The organism is Kibdelosporangium banguiense (genome assembly GCF_017876405.1).
GTDB lineage: Bacteria > Actinomycetota > Actinomycetes > Mycobacteriales > Pseudonocardiaceae > Kibdelosporangium > Kibdelosporangium banguiense.
The window spans coordinates 2287443-2306370 of sequence record NZ_JAGINW010000001.1 but is presented as its reverse complement, the minus strand read 5'-3'; the positions used below and the strand labels follow the sequence as shown (position 1 = coordinate 2306370).

Here is an 18928-nt window from a genome sequence, read left to right as displayed (position 1 = left end):
GGTAGCCAGACGAAAGAAGAACCGTGACAGAGACGACTCTGCCGCCGGAAGGCGACCGCACCGAGCCGGTCGACATCCAGCACGAGATGCAGCGCTCCTACATCGACTACGCGATGAGCGTGATCGTGGGCCGGGCACTGCCGGACGTGCGAGACGGCCTCAAGCCGGTGCACGTCCGAGTTCTGTACTCGATGTACGACTCCGGTTTCCGGCCGGACCGCGGGTACGTCAAGTGCTCGCGTGTCGTCGGCGACGTGATGGGCAACTATCACCCGCACGGTGACTCGGCGATCTACGACACCCTGGTCCGCCTGGCCCAGGGCTGGGCGTTGCGCTACCCACTGGTCGACGGCCAGGGCAACTTCGGTTCCCCGGGCAACGATCCAGCAGCCGCGATGCGTTACACCGAAGCCCGGTTGACGCCGTTGGCCATGCACATGCTGGCCGACATCGAAGAAGACACTGTCGACTTCCGCGACAACTACGACGGCCGGACGCAGGAACCCGTTGTCCTGCCGTCGCGTGTGCCGAACCTGCTGATCAACGGCAGCTCCGGTATCGCGGTCGGGATGGCGACCAACATCCCGCCGCACAACCTCCGTGAAGTCGCCGACGGTGTCGTGTGGGCGCTGGAGAACTGGGAGGCCTCCGACGAGGAGACCTTGGCCGCGTTGATGACGCGGATCAAGGGACCGGACTTCCCCACGTACGGTCAGATTCTCGGCACCTCGGGCATCGAGGACGCGTACCGGACCGGCCGCGGCTCGGTGCGGATGCGCTCGGTCGTTGAGGTGGAAGAGGACGCCAAGGGCCGCACGATCCTTGTTGTCACTGAACTTCCGTATCAGGTCAACCCGGACAACCTGATCGAGAACATGGCCGCGCTTGTTCGCGACGGCAAGGTTCTGGGCATCTCGGAGATCGCCGACGAGTCCAACAAGCGCAGCGGTATGCGGATCGTGATCACGCTCAAGCGTGACGCGGTCGCCAAGGTCGTGCTGAACAACCTGTACAAGCACACCCAGTTGCAGCACAACTTCGGCGTCAACATGCTGGCGCTGGTCGACGGCGTGCCGCGCACGCTGCGCCTTGACCAGATCGTCCGGCACTACGTCAAGCACCAGGTCGAGGTCATCGTCCGGCGTACGCGGTTCCGCCTGCGCAAGGCCGAGGAACGCGCCCACATCCTGCGTGGTTACGTCAAGGCGCTGGACATGCTGGACGAGGTGATCGCCCTGATCCGGCGGTCGCAGTCCACAGAGGAGGCCCGCAACGGCCTGATCGCGCTGCTGGACATCGACGAGATCCAGGCGACCGCCATCCTCGACCTGCAGCTGCGCCGGCTGTCGGCGATGGAACGTCAGAAGATCATCGACGAGCTGGCCGAGATCGAGCGCTACATCGCCGACCTGCAGGACATCCTGGAGAAGCCGGAGCGCCAGCGCGCCATCGTGCGCGACGAGCTGATGGAGATCGTCGACAAGTACGGCGACGACCGGCGTACCCGGATCATCCCGTTCGACGGCGACGTCTCGGTCGAGGACCTGATCGCGGTCGAGGACGTCGTCGTCACGATCACCCGAACCGGTTACGCGAAGCGCACCAAGACAGATCTGTACCGCGCGCAGAAGCGTGGCGGCAAGGGTGTGCAGGGCGCAGGCCTGAAGCAGGACGACATCGTGGCGCACTTCTTCGTGTGCTCCACGCACGACTGGATCCTGTTCTTCACCAACAAGGGCCGGGTCTACCGGGCCAAGGCGTACGAGCTGCCCGAGGCGAGCCGCAACGCGCGCGGCCAGCACGTGGCCAACCTCCTGGCGTTCCAGCCGGAGGAGCACATAGCCCAGGTCATCCAGATCAAGGACTACGAAGTCGCGCCGTACCTCGTGCTCGCGACCAAGGACGGCCTGGTCAAGAAGAGCAAGCTGTCGGACTTCGACTCCAACCGCAGCGGTGGCCTGATCGGCATCAACCTGCGTGAAGGGGACGAACTGGTCGGCGCCGTGCTCTGCTCGGCCGACGACGACCTGCTGCTGGTCTCGGCAGGCGGCCAGTCCATCCGGTTCCACGCCAGCGACGAGGCGTTGCGCCCGATGGGCCGGGCCACGTCCGGTGTGCTCGGTATGCGGTTCAATTCCGGTGACGAGCTGCTCACCCTCGGAGTTGTGAGGGAAGGCACATTCGTACTGGTCGCCACCGACGGCGGCTACGCCAAGCGCACGCCGATCGAGGATTACTCGGTGCAGGGCCGCGGCGGCAAGGGTGTGTTGACCATCCAGCACGACAGCAGGCGTGGCAGGCTGGTGGGAGCGCTCATCGTCGAAGCCGACGACGAGCTCTACGCCATCACCTCGGCCGGCGGTGTGATCAGGACCTCGGCGGGGGAGGTCCGCAAGGCGGGCCGGCAGACCAAGGGCGTCCGGTTGATGAACATCGGCGAGGGCACCCTGCTGGTGGCGATCGCGCGCAGCGCCGAGGTCGCCTCCGACGCCGAAGCGGTGATCGAGGGCGAAGTCGTCGCCGAGGCTGAGCAAGGCGCGGCGGAAATCGATGGCGAGACAACCACAGACCCATCCGGCGCGTCAAACGAACAGCCCGCAGACTAGATCGGGAACCGCCGACGAGGAGACGAGGATCAGCTCGTGACACCCCCCGAGACCCAGGACGGTCGAGGAACGGACAAGACGCAGGAAGTGGACGTCGACCGGACTTCCACCATCTCCACAGCGAGCCGTTCCGAGCCGGTCGAGAAGCCGGAGAAGCCGTCCACCAACGGGCAGGGTGAGAAGACCGAGACCGTCATCAAGCCGGTGCTGGCCGAGAAGCCCGCGGTCGCCGAGGAAGACACGACCAACGTGCCGCCGCCCTGGCAGCGCGTCACCACCGACGCCCAGTACGTGGACCAGAAGCCCGAGGAGACTCCGGAGCCGCTGGCGGCGGACCCGGAGCCTGCCCCGGTCGAGGCGAAGACCAGGCCGAGCCTGGTCGACGAGGTCACCGTGAGCGTCCCCCGCCCGGTCGTGACCGGGACGGCGGCGCCACGGGCGCTCGGCGAATACCCGCCAGTCGGGCTGCACCAGACCGGACCGCAGCCCATGGCGGGCGCGCCGGCCCGTACGACGGTGAACCTCGGCAGCACAGCCACCGCCGCGCCAGGCATGGCCGGTGCCGCCCAGCGTCCAGGTGCGGCACCGCCCAGTGCGTTGCGTCGGCCAGGCCGTGGGCCGCGTCGTGCCAACCTGCAGATCAAGCGCTTCGACCCGTGGTCAGTGTTGAAGCTCTCACTCGTGCTCGGCGTCGCCCTGTTCTTCGTCTGGCTGGTCGCAGTCGGCGTGCTCTACGCCGTGCTCGACGGCATGGGCGTGTGGGACAAGGTCAACGGAACGGCCAACGAGCTGTTCCAGAACAACGCCAACGGCACAGCCGAACCGTTGATCAGTGCGGGCCGCGTGTTCGGTGTCGCGGCGATCATCGGCGCGGTGAACATCGTGCTGTTCAGCGCTTTGGCCACGGTCGGATCGTTCGTCTACAACGTCTCCGCGGACCTCGCCGGAGGCCTCGAAGTGACCCTGGCAGAGCGGGAGTAGCCAGAAAGGGATACCGGTTTTGGGGAGCCCGAGCGGGTGTTGTAATCTTCTCGTCGTTCCCCCAAGGGCCCATAGCTCAGGCGGTTAGAGCGCTTCGCTGATAACGAAGAGGTCGGAGGTTCAAGTCCTCCTGGGCCCACGATCGATTGGATGAGGTGTGCTTGCGTTACCGCAAGCCCTCATCGATCGTCATGACATTGGGGGGCCCAGCCCCCCAAACCCCCCAGGAAAAGTATCGCGCTTCGCGCTCTCTGGCCGAGGTGGCTGTAGGGCTTGAGGGTCGCGTAGGGTGGGGGCGACTGGGGATATAGAGCATGTGCCTGAAGGAGGCCTGACGTGAAGAAGCTTCTCGGACTTGCGGCTGTTGCTGGTGCCATCTTCCTGGTGGTGCGGCGGAGCCGTTCCGCGAAGGCCGAGGCCGACCTTTGGCGCGAGGCCACCGCGCCCGCCGCCAACAACGGCGCCGCAGCCAAGTAACACCCCTTGGCGGTGGCCCGCCTCGGACCAGACAGCGGGCCACCTCACCAGGTGTCCCACTCGGGGACGTAGCTCAATTGGCAGAGCACTGCCTTTGCAAGGCAGGGGTTAGGGGTTCGATTCCCCTCGTCTCCACCCTCTCAGGAGACGTGTGCTCGCGGAACGCGCGAGCCAGGTCGAGCGTCATTATTTTGGGGGGCCGAGCCCCCAAGCCCCCCACGGTGCCTTTGGCTTGTGTACCAGCGCTTTGGGGCTTTAGTAGCAGTAACTTTGCAACCCGGGCTGTGGCCCGGGTTTTTGTGTTGGTGGGGTGGGTCTAAGGCTTGTGGGCGACGGCGCCTAGGGCTAGGCGTTGGAGGGGGGCTAGGGGGTTTAGGCGGGGGCCGTCTGGCCACCAGGTTGCCAGGGGAACTAGGCCTGGGTCGAGGATGTCCAGGCCGTTGAGCATTGCGAGGATTTGGTCGCGGGTGCGGAAGTGCTGGCCCAGGTTGTTGTCCGCGGCTATCTGGCGGGTTTGCATCGCTACTTCGTAGAGTTCGTGGCCGGGGCCTGGGTCGACCAGGTGGGCCAGGATCACGTAGGAGCCTGAGGGCAGCGCTTCGATGTACTCCGCCATGATCCCGATCGGGTTCAGCTCGTCGGAGAGGTAGCGCATGGTTCCCGGCTGATAGAGGGCTACCGGCTGGGTGAAGTCGATGTGCTTGACCACTGTCGGGTGCTCGATCACCTGGCGTGGGAAGCGGTAGTGGGCGTCGGCCATGTGAGTCTGGTCGTTGTCGGCCAGCAAAGCGCGGCCGTGCGCAAGCACCGCTGGGTCGCGAGCGACGTAGACGACCGAGGACGATCGGTTGGCGCGTAGTGCTACTTCGTGCAGGTTTTCCTTGGCCGGGAAGTTCAGGCCGCACATCAGGAACTGCGTGACACCGGCTTCCCTGGCCAGGAACCTGGTCGCGCGGAGCAGGAACTCGTGCAGATCGCGGGTGGCCTGGCCCACGTCGGCGTCGACCGTGACCAGCTTGTCCCGCACGTCTCGATCCGCCTGGAAGTTCTCCTTGCCGCCGAGCAGCGCGTCGTAAACCCGGCTGATGCTCGGCTTGGACGGGTCGAACCGGCGTCCCTTCCACCGGTCGGCCGGCGTGCCCTCGCCTTCGGTCATTCCCGTCCCTCGGATATCCCCAACTCGGCAGCGCTCAGTTTACGGCTCTCGCTGTGGTGGGGGACCTTACTTCTGTTATCCCGTTCGGGGCAGCTGTGTTGGCGGATCGCCAGGTAGGGTTGCTGTGTGCGGGAGCGGGGCGGGTTCTGGGTCGGGCTGTTCGCTGCCTTCTTCTACCCGTTCACCTGGCTGGTGGCTCGCCGCCGGGTTCGCGGGATGGAGCATCTGCCCAGGCAGGGCGGGGCTTTGCTCGTCCTGAACCACCCGTCGTACATCGATCCGATCGTCGACGCGATCTACGTGCACCAGCAGGGCCGGGTGCCGCGGTTCTTCACGAAACACACGTTGTGGAACGTTCCGTTGCTCAGCCGGGTGCTGGATGGAGCCGGGCAGATTCCGGTGTTCCGGGGAACGTCGAAAGCCGGGGACAGCTTGCGTGGCGCGCATGCCGCCCTCGCCGACGGCAAGGTCGTGGTGATTTATCCCGAGGGAACGCTGACACAGGACCTCGACGGATGGCCGAACGACACTCGAACCGGTGTCGCGAGGCTGGCGCTGGCCAACGATGTGCCGGTGATTCCCGCCGCGCGGTGGGGAACCCGGGAGATCTTCGACAGCAGGCGCCGCAGGTTCCGGCCGTTTCCGCGTAAGCCGGTGACGATGCTTGTCGGTGAGCCGCTGGACTTGAGCGCCTACAAACAGCGCGAGGTCGACGCCGAGCTGCTGCGGGAAGTCACCGAGGTGATCATGGAGCGGGTCCGTGACCTGCTGAAAGAGATCCGGATGTGAATGTCGTCCGGGTGTCGAAGTTTCTGTCCAGGCACCTGCGGCACCGGCCTGGCGACATCGGGCTGACGCTCGATGCCGGCGGCTGGGTCGATGTCGACGAGGTCCTTGCCGCATGTGGGCGGCATGGGATCGTGCTTACCCGTGACGAGCTGGAACATGTCGTGGCGAGTAGCGACAAACAGCGTTTTGCTTTGGACGGCAACAGGATCCGCGCGAACCAGGGCCACACGGTCCGTGTGGCCCTGGGGCTGACCGTCCAGCGGCCGCCGGAGGTCCTGTATCACGGGACTGTGGCGGCGAACCTGGATGCCATCCGGGCCGACGGGCTCAAGCCGATGGGGCGGCACGACGTCCACTTGTCGTCTGATGTGGACACCGCGCGCCGGGTGGGGTCCCGCCGGGGAAAGCCGGTTGTCCTTACCGTGCAGGCAGAAGCGATGCACCAGGCCGGACACGAGTTCCGGCTCAGTGACAACGGAGTGTGGCTGGTGGCCGAGGTGCCACCGCGGTTCCTTCAATGACGGCCAGTTCCACGTCACGCCAAGTCGGCGTGGCCGTGACCCAGTCCGGTGCCGCGAACTTCTGCGGGCCGAACAGGTAGAGATGATCGACCTCGCCACGCATGTGGCCGAGCACGTCACGCCGGTCGTCCACGAAGTGCGTGATGCCGAGTCGCTTGCAGTGCACGACTTTGTCCGGACGTTTGCGGCAGAACCGGGCATTGGCAGGAGACATTCCGGTCTTGTTCCAGAAGTCGTTGTGCACCAGCCATTGCTGTGTGCGTTCCTCGATCCGTTCGCCGCACTTCGACACTATCCACACGTGACCGCCGAACAGTTTGGTCAGTCGCGCGATGGACTCGAACGCGCCGGGCATCGCCGGTGTCCGCATCGCTGTCTCGAACCCTCCACTGAGGAACGCCGTGTCGTCGCCATCCGGATGGGCCGACGCGTCGTTGATCACTCGGCCGAAGTCGATGCCGAGTCTTGGCTGCAGCGCCGCCAAGAGGTCTTTGCCTTTCTTCATGATCTCCAGGGTGGCGCCGGGACAGCTAAATCTGAACTATAAAGTCGCTCAGCACTATAGTTTATGGTTATGTTTCCTGCTGAGTCGTTGCCGTCGTTCCTGGTGTTCGCCGAACGGCTCAACTTCACGACCGCTGCCGCTGAGCTGCACATCTCCCAGCCGGCGTTGCACGTGAAAGTGCGCAAGCTGGCTGAGGCGGTCGGCCGCCCGTTGTACATGAGGCAAGGGCGCAAGCTCGTACTGACCGCTGATGGTGAGGCAGTCGCCCGATTCGCCAGGGAGCGTGCGGAGCACCTCGAGCAGTTCCTGGCCGAGCTGGAAGGCGAGCATCGCGACCGGCGGGTTGTTCTCACGGCGGGGCAGGGCGCGTACATGTACCTGCTCAACGACGTGATCGCGCGTGAATCCACCCGGTTGAGACTGCTGGCCGGCTCCCGGACGGACACGATCGCGCAGCTCAGAGACGGTCAGGCCCAGCTCGGTGTCACCGTGCTGGAAGACCTGCCGGAAGGGCTGGACACAGTCCCGCTCGTCACCTTCCCGCAGACGCTGGTCGTGCAGAGGGACCATCCGCTGGCCGAGTACGACGAGGTCCGGGCAGCTGACCTGGACGGGATGCAGATGGTGATGCCGTTGCCCGGTCACCCGTCCAGGCTGATGCTGGAGCGGATGCGTGCGGCGGCAGGTATCGAATGGGAGGTCGCGGTCGAGGCCGGCGGCTGGCCGATGATGGTGAACTTCGTCGAGCTGGGTGTCGGCGCCGCGGTGGTCAACGGCTGCGTGCGATGTGACCTGCCGATGATCCCGATCGTCGACCTGCCGCCCGTTTCGTACTACGCGTTGTACCGGCGCGGCGCGTTGGCTGACCAGCGGGTAGCTCGAATGTTGGACGAGATCCGGCGGTCGCTTGGTTCAACGTGAAACAACGAGGATGATCGTGCGCGTGACTCAAGCGGCCGGTGTGGTCTTGGCAGGTGGTTCCGGTTCCCGGGTTGGTCGCGAGATCAACAAGGTCTACCTGCCGATCGCCGGGCGACCGGTGTTGCGCTGGTCGCTGGAGGCGCTCGCCGGCAACCCGGACATCGGTGTGGTCGTGCTCGTGACCCGCCCACAGGATGTCGAGTTCGTGACCGAAGTGGTCGACGGCATCGACGTCGAGGTGGTGTCCGGCGGCGACTCGCGGCAGACATCGGAACTCGCCGCGCTCCGGCAGCTGGCCGGCCGCATCAACTCCGGTGAGATCGACACAGTCCTGATCCACGACGGCGCGCGTCCCTTGGTCAGTCCCGAACTTGTCGCCGCGGTCCTGCACACGGCCAGGGAGCATGGTGGGGCGATTCCCGGGCTGTTGAGCGAAGATCTCGCGCTCTCGGCCGACGGCCACGTCTGGCCGATCTCCGACGATCTGGTCGCAGTCCAGACGCCGCAAGGGTTTCTCGCCGCACCGCTGCTCGCCGCGTACGAACAGGCTGCTGCGGAAGGATTTGCGGGGACGGACACCGCGTCGTGCATCGAGCGGTTCACCGACATCGAAGTGCACTGGGTCCCCGGCGAACAACGTAACCTCAAGATCACGTTCGGCCATGATCTGGTTGTCGCCGAACGGATCCTGGAGTCGAAGTGACGTCGGCCAGGACACTGCACGCGCATCTGCTCGACTCACTTGGTCTTGCGCTCACCTCGGGCCAGTACCCGAGCGGAACGGTCCTCCGGCTCGACGAGTTGACCGCGAAGTACGGCGTGTCGAGAACCGTTGGGCGCGAAGCGGTCCGTGTACTCGAAGCCCTGCGAATGGTGCGCAGCCGGCCGAAGATCGGCATGATCGTGCTGCCGGTCGCCGAATGGAATCTCTTCGACCCGCAGCTGATCCGCTGGCGTCTGGCCGGCGCCGACCGCCGGGAACTGCTCAAACAGTTGTCGCAGTTGCGTGCCGCGGTCGAACCGGCCGCGGCCGGCCTGGCCGCCACGGCCGCGACCACCGAACAGTGCACCGAACTGCTGCGATTAGCCGACTTGATGCGCAAACAAGCTGTCGCCGGCGACTTACCCGGCTTCGTGGACGCCGATGTCGCGTTCCACAGATTGGTGTTCCTCGCGTCAGGCAACGGATTGTTCGTGCAAGTCGGCGAGGTGACAGGCCAGGTGCTGCACGGCCGGGCTGAACTACCGGATCTTCGGGCAACCGCGCTGGACTGGCACGCCCAGGTGGCCGAAGCTGTCGCCGCAGGAAATTCCGGTGAGGCAGAACGGGTTTCCCGGTGCATTGTGCTCGACACGGCTGCCGAGCTGGATCGTATGCTGGAAACCTGAGCCCTGGCGGCGCTGGCAGGACTCAGGGCCTCCGTCAGCCGGCGATGGCTTCCGCTGGTTGCCGTCGCCGTTGCCACAGCCGGGAAACCGTCCACGGTCCCGGCCCGAAGAACGCGATCAGCAGGAACGCCCAGCAGTAGATCGCCGCCAGTTCGCCGCCGTTCTCGATGGGCCACAACGCCTTCGACTGATGGCTGAAGAAGTACGCGTACGCCATCTCCCCGGAACAGAGCACCGCCGCGACACGCGTCCCGACCCCGAGCAGGACGGCACCACCGGCGACAAGCTCGATTACAGCCGCGTACCACGACGGCCACGCCCCGAACGTGACCGTCCTACCACCGAAAGCGCCGAACAACTTCGCCGCACCGTGGCTGACGAACAGAAGCCCGACCACGATCCGGAACAAAGAGAGCAGGTCCTCCCTGCGCCTCAAGATCCCATCCATCTTCTACCCCTCACATATGCAGGATCAGCAAAGGTGACTGCTGGTACGCCGGGCGCGCCGAGATGGTTCAGCCAGGGACACGGAACTCACTCGGATGGACTCTGGTTGACTGGCGGACCTATGAAGCGACTGACTTCAGCCCTGCTCCTGGTGTGCTGCCTGGCCGGATGCTCACCGGCTTCGCCGTCGAACGCGGCCGCCCCCACTCCGGTCAGCCGGCCCAGCGCTCCGCCCACGACCACGCCGCAAGGCCCGCCCCCAGCACCGGAACCCGTGGCCGACGGCCCCTGCCCCTACCTGGAGAGCGCCTTCGTCGCCGAGGCCAACGGCCAGCGCGCCACCAAGGTCCGCATCTCCGCGGACAAACCCCACCCCGCCTGCTTCTTCTACCGCGCCGACGGCAACATCCAGCTCACCGTCCGCGTCTTCGTCGGCGACGCCAAACAAGCCAAAGCCGCCGTCGACCAAGCCGCCCCCATCGACACATCCAACCCAGCCACCTCCCCACCAGGCTGGAAAGGCGGCGCCCTCGGCGCCGAAAAAGGCTCCGTCTACGCGGTCGCCAAAGAAGGCACCGCCGTCATCGTCACCACAAACCAGGCCCAATCAATCAAAGCCCGCCGCGTAGCCGAGAAAACCATCACAACCCTCGCCCTCTGACAGGGCTTCTTGGCCCGCGACCAGATCTCAGCTTTGGGCGCGGTAAGCCGTGGTTGCGTACTTGCCCCCGTGGGCCGAAGCATCCGCAGGAAGTCCTCAGCAAGCGAAACCTGACCTCGTCCCACCCGCTGCTGCTGCTCCCTGGCACCCCTCCGCAAGAGAACGGCCCCCACCCGCCACTGGGGGGCGGCCCTGCTCCAGTCTACAAGGGATGGGCGGTGAGCTGGGGGTTTGAGAGAGGTTGTGGATAACGAGATTTGCGAGTGGAGCCGTTCGTACGGATTTGTGAGGTGGGGAGGGCATGGACGGGCTCAGCGTCACTCGGGTGGGGGAATGTCTGTGCGAAGGCGTGAAAGCCCCGGGCAGCCGGCTCGGGGTGGGCCGGCTGCCGTGGGGGCTTTGATCACTGCTTGGGCCGGGAAGCGGGTTTGGCCGGTTGGGGGCGGCCGTTTTCCTGCGACTTTGTTTCTGGCTGGTCGTCTTCGGAGCGGGGCTCCGGGGTGAAGACCTCGCCGGACTGGGTGGCGCTCTTGGAGCGGATCACCACCGCTGTGCCTGCCGCGGCCGCTGCCAGTGCGATCAGCCAGGGCCAGCGGCGCCTGCGCCTGGGCTCGGCGCCGGCCAGGTGCTGGGCCGCGGTCTTCGCCTTCTTCGCGTTCTTGGCCAGGTCTTTTCTGCCGGCCTTCGCCTTCTTGACCAGTTTGCGGCGGGTGCGGCGGGTCTTGGTCGCCACTTCCGCGGCGCTCTCGACCAGTTTGTGCTCCGCACGGCGGACCGCGTCGACGGCCTTGTCCACCGCCTCTGGGGCCCGAGTCATTGCCCTCACCTCAACCCATGTTTGTCAACAGTTAATAGACAGGTTCCCCATCCTGCCCCTTCCGAACCGTCCGCGCTCTTCGATGGCACGATTGCAGGTGTGGCAGACAGCAACGAATCACTCGTCGGGATCAAGGTGACAGCGACACTGCACACCTCACAGGGTGACATCAAGCTGGACCTCTTCCCCGACTACGCACCGAAGACGGTGAAGAGCTTTGTCGGGCTCGCGGAGGGCACGAAAGAGTACTCGCCGCAGAACGCACAAGGCGGCACCGACGGCCCGTACTACGACGGCACGTTGTTCCACCGTGTCATCGAGGGTTTCATGATCCAGGCGGGTGACCCGACCGGCACCGGGCGGGGCGGCCCGGGTTTCACCGTGCCGGACGAGTTCACCGCGGAACTGCAGTTCAACAAGCCTTATCTGCTGGCCATGGCGAACATCAACCGGCCGAACACCAACGGCTCACAGTTCTTCATCACGCTCAAGCCGACGCCACACCTGAATTTCAAGCACACCATCTTCGGTGAGGTCGCCGACCAGGACTCACGCAACGTGGTCGATGCCATCTCGCACGTCAGGACCGCGGGCCAGGACCGCCCGGTGGAGGATGTTGTGGTCAACCGCGTGGTCATCGAGCGGGGCTGAGTGACTTCTCCTGAGCAACCGGCCTGTGTCCGGCATCCGGACCGGCCGACGGGACTGCGGTGTGTCCGGTGTGAGCGTCCGGCTTGTCCGGAGTGTCTGCGTGAGGCGTCGGTCGGCTACCAGTGCGTCGACTGTGTGAACGAGGGCAGGCGCACGCAGCGTCAGGCGACGACGGTCGCGGGCGCACAGGTGACCACGAACACGAAGCCGGTGGTGGTGCCGATTCTGGTGCTGCTGAACGTCGGCTACTTCGTGTTGAACGCGGTGCAGGCGAGCAGCCTGACCTCGAACAGTGCGTCGATTTCGTTCGAGATGGGTGTGCTGTGGCCGCCGGTGGTCGCGTCCGGTGAGTGGTGGCGGCTGATCACGTCCGGCTTCCTGCACTACGGACCGATCCACCTGCTGATGAACATGTTCGCGTTGTGGATCATCGGCCGGGATCTGGAGCTGCTGCTGGGCCGGGTCCGGTTCGCCGCGCTCTATCTGGTGGCGCTGTTGGGCGGAAGCACCGCGGTGTTCCTGTTCTCCAGCATGAGCTCGGCGACGGCGGGCGCGTCAGGTGCGGTGTTCGGCCTGATGGGCGCGATGGCGGTGGCGGTGTTCCGGCTGAAGCTGCCGGTCGGGCAGGCGCTGGGCATCATCGCGCTGAACATCGTCTTCAGCTTCACCGTCCCCCAGATCTCGTGGCTGGGGCACATCGGTGGACTGGTCACGGGTGCGCTGGTGGCCATCGGCCTGCTGTATCCGCCGGCGAAGATCCGCACTCAGGTGCAGGTCGCGACCGTGGTGGGGCTGTTGGTGGTCCTGGTCGCTCTGGTGTTCGTGCGGGATGGCGACTTCGCCGGCAACATCACCTGTGAGTACAACCCGCGGCTGAACTGCTATCGCCTAGGTGCGTAGCTCACGCAATGCGTCGGCCACATCTTCCGGGGGTGTGCCGAGGTCGAGCCAGCCGAGGACGACCAGATCGTCCTCGGCGTCGAGCTCGAGGGTGCTGACCTGGCGGCCGAGTCGTTTGGTGCGGATCACGCGGACGTTGACCTCGGCCCACGTCCACTGTCGCCGGCTGGTCAGCCGCCGCAGGGTGACGCCGTTGCTGTCGGCAGTCAGGCGGGGCCGCGCGAGGGTGCCGTGGAGTGCCAGCAGGGCCACGACCAGGGCAGCGAGTGCGACGAGGACGCGTCCGGCTAGGTCGTCGCTGAGAACCGCCCACACCGCCGCGCCGACGGTCGCGAACCAGCCGATGGCGACCAAGGCGGGTGGCGTGGACCAGTCGAGGCGTGCCTTTGGTGACGTCACGTGACGATGCGTCCTACTTATCCACAGAAGTTGTCCACACTGGGGATGAGTTACATCCTTGTGGTTCAGTGACGCTGGGCTGAATGGCCGAAGTCCAGCGTCACACCACCGGGTGAACTTCAGGTATCAACGCCACCGCATGGTCATCAGCAGACCACCGATCATCAGGGCGAACCCGATCGCGAAGTTCCAGTTGCCCAGGTCGGACATGAACGGGATCTTTTGCCCGGCGATGTAGTTGACCACCAGCCACGCCAGGCCGATCACCATCACACCGAGCATCACGGCGATATACAGCGGGTGCGACGGACCGCCCCCACGCACTTTCACCGGAGTACGGCGATCGCTGCTGGGCGCCGTGTAGACGCTCTTCTTGCGAACCTTGGACTTGGGCATCGTGTCCTCGCCTGGCCGTTATGCGTGCGAATACGGCGGCAGAGGAGACGTGCGCAACTGCCGCCGCAGGAACACGTTAACGTAGTCGAAAAGGCTGGCGATCCACCAGGGGAGTACGTGTGGGAAGTCATGAGGGTGACCACCGCTCCGGGCGCTTGTACGGCGACCTGGAAGAAGGCCCGCCTCAGCCTGGCGACAAGGCCCGCAACGTGGTGCGCAACATCGGGGAGCTGCTGATCACCGCAGGCCTGATCGTGCTGCTGTTCGTGGTCTACGAGCTCTACATCACCGACCTGTTCTCCGCGGGCAAGCAGCGTGAGGCCGAGGCCGCGCTGGACAACCGGTGGCAGCCGCCCGCGTCCGACACGGTCGAAGGCGGCGAACGGACCAACAAGGTCGAGCTGGAGGACGGCAAGGGGTTCGCCAAGCTCTACATCCCCAAGTTCGGCGCGGACTTCCACTTCACCGTCCTGGAAGGCACCAGCGACAAGACCCTGGAGGCCGGCCCCGGCCACTACAAGGGCACGGCACTGCCCGGTGACCTGGGCAACTTCGCGGTCGCCGGGCACCGGGTGGGCAAGGGCGCCCCGTTCAACGACCTGGATCTGCTCGAATCCTGTGACGCAATCGTTGTGGAGACGCAGGCCAGCTGGTTCGTCTACCGGGTGCTGCCGATGAAGGACGAGGTCAAGAGCTGGCCGGCTCGCAAGAGCGGCAACCAGCGCTGCGCGAACGTCGAGCCGCTACCGGGCCCGTACACCAAGACGCTCGGCCAGGAGATCGTCAAGCCCGAGCAGGGCGGCGTCATCTCACCGATCCCGTACGCCACCGGTCAGAAGCCGGAGCACGCCCTGCTCACGCTGACCACCTGTCACCCTCAGTTCTCCGACGCGCAGCGCCTGATCGTGCACGCCGTGCTGGACCGCCAGTGGGCCAAGGACCCCGCCAAACCGGGCGAGCCAGCACCTGAGCTGCAGGAGAACGACTGATGTACGGGTGGATCTGGCGGCACATCCCGGGTCCGCTCACGGTCCGGGTCACGATCGCGGCCGTGCTGGTGCTCGGCGTGATCGCGCTCCTGCTGTTCGTGATCTTCCCCTGGGTCGAGCCGTGGCTGCCGTTCAACAACATCACCACCGAGGACGGCGGCTAGCAGTCAGAAGTGGTCCAGCAGTTCGGTGAACCGCGACAGGTGCAGAACGCCTGAGTCAGCTGGGTCCAGCTCGTCCTCCTCGAGCACCCAGGTGTGCACGTTCGGGATGAACACGGCGTTCATCCCGGCGCCGCGTGCGGGCAGGATGTCCGACTTCGGCGAGTTGCCGATCATCCAGGTGTTGCCCACGTCGAGCGAGCGCTCGTCGGCGACCGCCTGGTAGGCGGCGAGGTCCTTCTCGGCGACGATGTGGATGCCGCTGAAGTACCTGGCCAGGTCCGATGCGTCGATCTTGCCTTGCTGCTCGTCGACCGCGCCCTTGGTCATCATCAGCAGCTCGTGCCGGCCGCTGAGCTCGGCGAGTGTCTCCGGCACGCCCTCGATCAGGTCCATGCGGTGGTCGATCAGCGTCACCGCCAGTTCCTCGATCTGCTTGCTCTCGGCGTCGGTCACCTGCCGTTGGTAGAGATGCTCGAAGGTCTCCCTCAGGTTGTGCAGCAGGGCCTTGCTGCCGTAGCCGACGGTCACGATGTTGGCGCGTTCGATGTCGTCGAGGATCGGCCGCAGCTCTGCCTTGGCGAGCGTGGGATGGGCCAGCCAGCCGAGGAAGTCGTCGATCACGCGCTCGAACCGGACGTTGTTCTCCCAGAGAGTGTCGTCCGCGTCGAAGATCAGCACTCGTTTCACACGCGGAAGGCTACGATAAAAGTGGTACGGCCGCACCACTTTTATCGGCGAAGCGCCAGCCGGCCCAGCAGACCCGCCGCGAACACGCCAAGCCCGATCAGCACGGAACTCAACGGCAGGAACGCCACGAGCGCGACGCAACCGGCGAATCCGGCGACCGCGACCCAGGATCTGTCCATCCGGAACGCCGAAGCGTTGGCGATCGCGTAGTAGACGAGCACGCCGAACGACGAGAACCCGATCGCGCCCCGCACGTCGAAAGCCAGAACCAGTCCACAAACGACAACCCCGACCGCGATCTCCGCCTTGTGCGGCACGGAAAAGCGCGGATGGACGGCGGCGAACACGGAAGGCAGGTCACGGTTGCGAGCCATCGCGAGCGACGTCCGGCCGACGCCGGCGATGAGAGCGAGCAGCGCGCCCAAACTTGCCGCCGCTGCACCGACCCGCGCGATCACACTCGGATTTCCAGTCTGTGCCAACATATCCGCAAGCGGTGCGGACGACAGGGCCAGTCGTTCCGGCCCGAGCACGCCCAGCACAGTTCCGCCGATGACCAGGTAGATCAGCACCGCGGCGGCGAGCGCGGCGAGAATCGCCCGGGGAATCGTCCGGCGTGGATCCCGGACTTCCTCACCCATGGTGGCGATCCGCGCGTACCCGGCGAAAGCGAAGAACAACAACCCGGCCGCCTGCAGGATCCCGCCCGCGTCCCACGCCACCGGTCGCCAGTGCGCGGACGGCAATCCCAGCACGACGACTGTGGTCAGAACGACGATCACGATCGCCAGCAGCACCCGGGTCAGCGCCGCAGTTCTGGTAATTCCCCGGTAATTCACAGTTGTCAGCACAACGACCGCGCCGACGGCGACCAGCTTCTCGTATCCCGGCGCCACATAGGACGCGAAGACCAGTGCCATCGCCGCACAGCTGGCGATCTTGCCGACCACAAAACCCCAGCCCGCGGCGAATCCCCACCACTCGCCGAGCTGCTCGCGGCCGTAGACGTACGTCCCGCCCGACTCCGGGTACCTCGCCGCCAGCCGCGCGGACGACGACGCGTTGCAATAGGCGACGAATGCCGCGACCACCAAAGCCGCCAGCAGCCCGGACCCCGCGGCTGCAGCGGCAGGTGCGAACGCGACGAACACGCCTGCACCGAGCATCGAACCTAGGCCGATGGTCGTGGCATCCACGAGCCCCAGCTGGCGAACGAGCCGTTCACGCACGACGCGATCAAAACATGTGGACAGGCGCTCGCCGCACCCGCATAGCATGGTCCTATGCGCGTGCTGGTGGTCGACAACTACGACAGCTTCGTCTACAACCTGGTCCAGTACCTGGCCCAGCTAGGTGCCGAGTGCGTCGTACGCCGCAATGACTCACCTGATCTCGAAGGCTCCGAGGCACTCGACGGTTTCGACGGTGTGCTCGTCAGCCCCGGCCCGGGCACGCCTGAGCGCGCCGGGCACAGCATCAGCGTCATCGAGCGGGCAGCAGCGCGGAAGCTGCCGGTACTCGGTGTGTGCCTGGGCCACCAGGCAATCGGAGTCGCGTGGGGAGCGACCGTGGATCGGGCGCCCGAGCTGCTGCATGGCAAGACGAGCCGGGTGCATCACGCTGGCAGCGGCGTGCTCAAGGGCCTGCCTGACCCGTTCACGGCGACCAGGTACCACTCGCTGACCGTGCTGCCGGAGACCATCTCCGACGAGTTCGAGGTCACCGGCAGGACCGAGACCGGCATCGTGATGGGCATGCGCCACCGGGAGCTGCCGGTCGAGGGCGTGCAGTTCCACCCGGAGTCGGTGCTGACCGACGGCGGGCACCGGATGCTGGCGAACTGGCTCGGCACCTGCGGTCACCCTGTTGCGGACAACAAGGTGACCGAACTCGAGCAGGGGATGCGTTCCCTGACCGAGGCCGCAGTGCTGCGCTAGCAGTTTGCCGGCTGGCCGCTCGTCGTGGTGGTCGTCTCGCCGGGGAAGTTCGGGATGTTGGTGTCGGCCACCGTGGTTGTTGTGGTGGTCGTTGTTGTCGTTGCCGTGGTCGTCGTTGTGGTGGTCTGACCGGGCAGTGTCGTCGGCGCGAGCGTGGTGCTCGTCTGCGGGCACTGGGGCTGGACCTTCTGGTCGCGCCACGTGTCGATGGTCGACCGGGCGGCATCCAGGTTCGCGACGGGCAGGCCCTCGTTCACCTTGGTCTTGTCCGCCTCGGGCAACGCGCTGACGTTCAACGGCTGACAGGCCGGCTGCCCGGGCGGACACGAGCCCTCCACCTTGCGGTGCAGCTCCAACCCCAACACGGTGCCACGAACACCCTGGAAGACCGAGATCTCACCGGCGTCACCGACCGCGACGTAGTAGTTGGTGTACGCGAGATACCGCACGCCTGCCCCGGCGAGAGCGATCAGGACGACGGCCGCCGCGGCCAGGATCGCGATCTTGCGGCCGCGTTTCTTCTTGGCCTGAGGTGATCCCGGCGGCTGCTGCATCTGCTGCTGAGGCGGCTGTGGGGGTGGCTGCATCACCGGCGGGCGCGGCGGCGAGGTGTTGGGGTTGGCCACCGGGTGCATGTGGTTGTCGGTGCCCGGGCCGAAGGCCTGCGTGAGCTGAGGCTCCTCGTCCACGACGTCCGCCACGATCACGGTCACGTTGTCCGGCCCGCCGCCCTGCAGGGCGAGCTCGATCATCTTGTCCGCGCACGACTGGCGGTCGGAGATCTGCATCGTCTCGGCCAGCTTCTCGAAGCCGACCACGTCCGACAGCCCGTCGGAGCACAGCAGGTACCGGTCGCCCACCTTGGTCTCGCGGACCTGCAGGGTCGGCTCGATCGTCTCGTGGCCGACCAGGGCCCGAAGCACGAGCGAACGCTGCGGGTGGACCAGCGCCTCCTCCGGCGTGATCCGGCCTTCGTCCAGCAACGACTGCACGAAGCTGTCGTCGCGGGTGATCTGGCTGAACTGGCCCTCGCGCAGCAGATACGTCCGCGAGTCCCCGATGTTGACCAGACCGAGCCGGCCGCCGCCGAACAGGATGGCGGTCAGCGTCGTGCCCATGCCCTCCAGGTCCGGATCCTGGTTCACCAGTTCGGCGATCGTGTCGTTGCCGGCCACGACCGCCTCGTGCAGCTTGCCGAGCAGGTCGTCACCCGGGACGTTCTCGTCCAGGGGCGCCAGCGCGGCGATGACCACCTTGCTGGCCACCTCACCGGCCGCGTGCCCGCCCATCCCGTCCGCGATGGCGAGCAGGTGCGGCCCGGCGTACACCGAGTCCTCGTTGTTGGACCGGTGTAACCCGCGGTCGCTACGTGCTGCGTACTTGATAGCGAGAGTCATGGCCGGCGTGGACTCTCGACAAAGCCAACCATTGTGCTGTCAGCCGCTGTGCGAAGTCGCCCAACCACTGTTGTCCGCCTTTCCGGACGTTCACCGTCCAGGTACCGCCAGGCCGAGATCTCGGGGGCAACAACATAC

At 66.0% G+C, this 18928-nt stretch carries 23 protein-coding genes and 2 tRNA genes; 16 read left to right on the top strand and 9 right to left on the bottom strand.

Going from position 1 to position 18928, the window contains the following annotated elements:
- Positions 1-23: 23 nt before the first annotated feature.
- From gyrA to JOF56_RS11025, 5 genes are all read left to right on the top strand, one after another.
- Positions 24-2606 carry a DNA gyrase subunit A gene (gene gyrA, locus JOF56_RS11045; protein ID WP_209636942.1) on the top strand — a complete coding sequence of 861 codons (2583 nt, stop codon included), beginning with the start codon at positions 24-26 and terminating at the stop codon, positions 2604-2606.
- Positions 2607-2801: 195 nt separating this feature from the next.
- Positions 2802-3587 (top strand): DUF3566 domain-containing protein, encoded by a 786-nt coding sequence (locus JOF56_RS11040; RefSeq protein ID WP_307855783.1) that lies wholly within the window; start codon positions 2802-2804, stop codon positions 3585-3587.
- A gap of 65 nt (positions 3588-3652) precedes the next feature.
- Positions 3653-3726: transfer RNA gene (locus JOF56_RS11035), tRNA-Ile, on the top strand.
- Positions 3727-3923: 197 nt separating this feature from the next.
- Positions 3924-4064 (top strand): DLW-39 family protein, encoded by a 141-nt coding sequence (locus JOF56_RS11030; RefSeq protein WP_209636940.1) that lies wholly within the window; start codon positions 3924-3926, stop codon positions 4062-4064.
- Between the two features lie 62 nt (positions 4065-4126).
- Positions 4127-4199, top strand: a tRNA-Ala gene (locus JOF56_RS11025).
- A gap of 181 nt (positions 4200-4380) precedes the next feature.
- Here the strand turns inward: JOF56_RS11025 and JOF56_RS11020 are convergent.
- Positions 4381-5220: an SAM-dependent methyltransferase gene (locus JOF56_RS11020; protein ID WP_209636938.1), complete on the bottom strand. Its 840-nt coding sequence runs from the start codon at positions 5218-5220 to the stop codon at positions 4381-4383.
- 126 nt (positions 5221-5346) lie between these two features.
- Between JOF56_RS11020 and JOF56_RS11015 the strand changes: the two genes are divergently transcribed.
- Positions 5347-6009, top strand: a complete 663-nt coding sequence (locus tag JOF56_RS11015) for a lysophospholipid acyltransferase family protein (protein WP_307855035.1) — start codon at positions 5347-5349, stop codon at positions 6007-6009.
- An 11-nt stretch (positions 6010-6020) separates the two neighbouring features.
- A complete protein-coding gene (locus JOF56_RS11010; RefSeq protein WP_307855034.1) occupies positions 6021-6530 on the top strand; it encodes an RNA 2'-phosphotransferase in 510 nt (169 codons plus the stop codon).
- Here JOF56_RS11010 and JOF56_RS11005 read toward each other — a convergent pair.
- The gene (locus JOF56_RS11005; RefSeq protein WP_209636936.1) at positions 6475-7035 is read right to left on the bottom strand and encodes a hypothetical protein; all 561 of its coding nucleotides are present in this window, start codon (positions 7033-7035) and stop codon (positions 6475-6477) included. The genes JOF56_RS11010 and JOF56_RS11005 overlap by 56 nt on opposite strands.
- Positions 7036-7104: 69 nt before the next feature.
- Between JOF56_RS11005 and JOF56_RS11000 the strand changes: the two genes are divergently transcribed.
- The 3 genes from JOF56_RS11000 to JOF56_RS10990 are packed head-to-tail and all read left to right on the top strand — an operon-like array spanning position 7105 to position 9345.
- Positions 7105-7956: a LysR family transcriptional regulator gene (locus tag JOF56_RS11000; protein WP_209636934.1), complete on the top strand. Its 852-nt coding sequence runs from the start codon at positions 7105-7107 to the stop codon at positions 7954-7956.
- A gap of 10 nt (positions 7957-7966) precedes the next feature.
- A complete protein-coding gene (locus JOF56_RS10995) occupies positions 7967-8659 on the top strand; it encodes an IspD/TarI family cytidylyltransferase (protein ID WP_209636932.1) in 693 nt (230 codons plus the stop codon).
- Entirely contained in the window at positions 8656-9345 is a 690-nt protein-coding gene (locus tag JOF56_RS10990; protein WP_307855033.1) for a FadR/GntR family transcriptional regulator, read from the top strand. Before JOF56_RS10995 ends, JOF56_RS10990 begins: the two co-directional genes overlap by 4 nt.
- 34 nt (positions 9346-9379) lie before the next feature.
- On the opposite strand, the gene JOF56_RS10985 is transcribed toward JOF56_RS10990, so the two are convergent.
- Positions 9380-9793, bottom strand: coding sequence for a DoxX family protein (locus JOF56_RS10985; RefSeq protein WP_209636931.1), 414 nt, complete (start codon positions 9791-9793; stop codon positions 9380-9382).
- 120 nt (positions 9794-9913) lie between these two features.
- Between JOF56_RS10985 and JOF56_RS10980 the strand changes: the two genes are divergently transcribed.
- On the top strand, positions 9914-10453 hold the full coding sequence (locus tag JOF56_RS10980) for a DUF2020 domain-containing protein (RefSeq protein WP_209636929.1): 540 nt from the start codon (positions 9914-9916) through the stop codon (positions 10451-10453).
- 403 nt (positions 10454-10856) lie between these two features.
- On the opposite strand, the gene JOF56_RS10975 is transcribed toward JOF56_RS10980, so the two are convergent.
- Complete coding sequence (locus JOF56_RS10975; RefSeq protein ID WP_209636927.1) at positions 10857-11270, bottom strand: hypothetical protein; 414 nt, start codon at positions 11268-11270, stop codon at positions 10857-10859.
- A gap of 90 nt (positions 11271-11360) precedes the next feature.
- Here JOF56_RS10975 and JOF56_RS10970 point away from each other — a divergent pair, with 90 nt between their 5' ends.
- Both JOF56_RS10970 and JOF56_RS10965 read left to right on the top strand, forming a co-directional pair.
- The gene (locus JOF56_RS10970) at positions 11361-11921 is read left to right on the top strand and encodes a peptidylprolyl isomerase (RefSeq protein ID WP_209648169.1); all 561 of its coding nucleotides are present in this window, start codon (positions 11361-11363) and stop codon (positions 11919-11921) included.
- Complete coding sequence (locus JOF56_RS10965; RefSeq protein ID WP_209636925.1) at positions 11922-12821, top strand: rhomboid family intramembrane serine protease; 900 nt, start codon at positions 11922-11924, stop codon at positions 12819-12821. It abuts the gene before it with no gap.
- On the opposite strand, the gene JOF56_RS10960 is transcribed toward JOF56_RS10965, so the two are convergent.
- Both JOF56_RS10960 and crgA read right to left on the bottom strand, forming a co-directional pair.
- Positions 12810-13220, bottom strand: a complete 411-nt coding sequence (locus tag JOF56_RS10960; RefSeq protein ID WP_209636923.1) for a PH domain-containing protein — start codon at positions 13218-13220, stop codon at positions 12810-12812. The two genes, JOF56_RS10965 and JOF56_RS10960, sit on opposite strands and share 12 nt — an antisense overlap.
- A 126-nt stretch (positions 13221-13346) precedes the next feature.
- Complete coding sequence (crgA, locus tag JOF56_RS10955) at positions 13347-13616, bottom strand: cell division protein CrgA (RefSeq protein ID WP_209636921.1); 270 nt, start codon at positions 13614-13616, stop codon at positions 13347-13349.
- A gap of 119 nt (positions 13617-13735) precedes the next feature.
- Between crgA and JOF56_RS10950 the strand changes: the two genes are divergently transcribed.
- Both JOF56_RS10950 and JOF56_RS10945 read left to right on the top strand, forming a co-directional pair.
- On the top strand, positions 13736-14605 hold the full coding sequence (locus tag JOF56_RS10950) for a class E sortase (protein ID WP_307855032.1): 870 nt from the start codon (positions 13736-13738) through the stop codon (positions 14603-14605).
- The gene (locus JOF56_RS10945; protein WP_209636919.1) at positions 14605-14769 is read left to right on the top strand and encodes a hypothetical protein; all 165 of its coding nucleotides are present in this window, start codon (positions 14605-14607) and stop codon (positions 14767-14769) included. The genes JOF56_RS10950 and JOF56_RS10945 overlap by 1 nt, the downstream gene beginning before the upstream one ends.
- Before the next feature lie 3 nt (positions 14770-14772).
- On the opposite strand, the gene JOF56_RS10940 is transcribed toward JOF56_RS10945, so the two are convergent.
- On the bottom strand, positions 14773-15456 hold the full coding sequence (locus JOF56_RS10940) for an HAD family hydrolase (RefSeq protein ID WP_209636917.1): 684 nt from the start codon (positions 15454-15456) through the stop codon (positions 14773-14775).
- Between the two features lie 41 nt (positions 15457-15497).
- Positions 15498-16733, bottom strand: a complete 1236-nt coding sequence (locus JOF56_RS10935; RefSeq protein WP_209636916.1) for an APC family permease — start codon at positions 16731-16733, stop codon at positions 15498-15500.
- Between the two features lie 6 nt (positions 16734-16739).
- Here JOF56_RS10935 and JOF56_RS10930 point away from each other — a divergent pair, with 6 nt between their 5' ends.
- The gene (locus tag JOF56_RS10930) at positions 16740-17393 is read left to right on the top strand and encodes an aminodeoxychorismate/anthranilate synthase component II (RefSeq protein ID WP_209636914.1); all 654 of its coding nucleotides are present in this window, start codon (positions 16740-16742) and stop codon (positions 17391-17393) included.
- Here JOF56_RS10930 and JOF56_RS10925 read toward each other — a convergent pair.
- Positions 17390-18790, bottom strand: a complete 1401-nt coding sequence (locus JOF56_RS10925) for a PP2C family protein-serine/threonine phosphatase (protein ID WP_209636912.1) — start codon at positions 18788-18790, stop codon at positions 17390-17392. The two genes, JOF56_RS10930 and JOF56_RS10925, sit on opposite strands and share 4 nt — an antisense overlap.
- Positions 18791-18928 lie beyond the last annotated feature (138 nt).

Bases quoted from the DNA above. Each gene is read 5' to 3' on its own strand.
- JOF56_RS10975 (WP_209636927.1), bottom strand. From the start codon at position 11,270: ATGACTCGGGCCCCAGAGGCGGTGGACAAGGCCGTCGACGCGGTCCGC.
- JOF56_RS10995 (WP_209636932.1), top strand. From the start codon at position 7,967: ATGATCGTGCGCGTGACTCAAGCGGCCGGTGTGGTCTTGGCAGGTGGT.
- JOF56_RS11020 (WP_209636938.1), bottom strand. From the start codon at position 5,220: ATGACCGAAGGCGAGGGCACGCCGGCCGACCGGTGGAAGGGACGCCGG.
- JOF56_RS10945 (WP_209636919.1), top strand. From the start codon at position 14,605: ATGTACGGGTGGATCTGGCGGCACATCCCGGGTCCGCTCACGGTCCGG.
- JOF56_RS10935 (WP_209636916.1), bottom strand. From the start codon at position 16,733: ATGCTATGCGGGTGCGGCGAGCGCCTGTCCACATGTTTTGATCGCGTC.
- JOF56_RS11000 (WP_209636934.1), top strand. From the start codon at position 7,105: ATGTTTCCTGCTGAGTCGTTGCCGTCGTTCCTGGTGTTCGCCGAACGG.
- JOF56_RS10925 (WP_209636912.1), bottom strand. From the start codon at position 18,790: ATGACTCTCGCTATCAAGTACGCAGCACGTAGCGACCGCGGGTTACAC.
- JOF56_RS10985 (WP_209636931.1), bottom strand. From the start codon at position 9,793: ATGGATGGGATCTTGAGGCGCAGGGAGGACCTGCTCTCTTTGTTCCGG.
- JOF56_RS10980 (WP_209636929.1), top strand. From the start codon at position 9,914: ATGAAGCGACTGACTTCAGCCCTGCTCCTGGTGTGCTGCCTGGCCGGA.
- JOF56_RS10930 (WP_209636914.1), top strand. From the start codon at position 16,740: ATGCGCGTGCTGGTGGTCGACAACTACGACAGCTTCGTCTACAACCTG.
- crgA (WP_209636921.1), bottom strand. From the start codon at position 13,616: ATGCCCAAGTCCAAGGTTCGCAAGAAGAGCGTCTACACGGCGCCCAGC.
- JOF56_RS11005 (WP_209636936.1), bottom strand. From the start codon at position 7,035: ATGAAGAAAGGCAAAGACCTCTTGGCGGCGCTGCAGCCAAGACTCGGC.